Annotated in this window: 1 protein-coding gene; it reads right to left on the bottom strand. The window is 79.9% G+C overall.

What is annotated here, in order from left to right; all coding sequences use genetic code 11:
- On the bottom strand, window positions 1-458 hold a 458-nt coding region (locus LPA54_RS38285), incomplete at both ends, for a thioesterase domain-containing protein (RefSeq protein WP_228984992.1).

The raw sequence follows: 458 nt of genomic DNA on the forward strand, positions 1-458 counted from the left end.
GCCGCCGGGGACGGTGCGTGCGCGAACCGGACCGACGGTGACGGCGGCCCAGGCGGACGCCTCCCCTGCGGTGAGTTCGGGGTCGGAGACGGCCCGGTGCACGGTCACCGGCACGGCCAGGCGGGGGCCGTGCCGCTGCCGGTAGGTCTCCCCGAGGGCGTAGTCGGCGCGGGCCGTGCGCAGGGCCAGGTCGAGGAGGTCGGGGTGGGCCAGGACCTCGTCGGGCAGGCCGCCGAGGCGGCGCAGCTCGGCGAGCAGTCCCGCGTCGTCGGCGCGGTGGACGGAGCCGGGGCGGACGCGGTGCGGCGGCGGCATGCCGGAGACGACGAGCCGGACGGGGGCGCGGCCTGCCGCCTGGAGCCTGAGCGCCACCTCGTAGGCGACGAGCGCGCCGAGGCTGTGGCCGTAGAGGGCGAACGGGCCGCCGGTGAGGGGCGCCGCGTCCGCCGCCGCGGCGT

It is taken from the genome of Streptomyces sp. DH12 (assembly GCF_020873895.1).
In the GTDB taxonomy this organism is placed as follows: Bacteria; Actinomycetota; Actinomycetes; order Streptomycetales; family Streptomycetaceae; genus Streptomyces.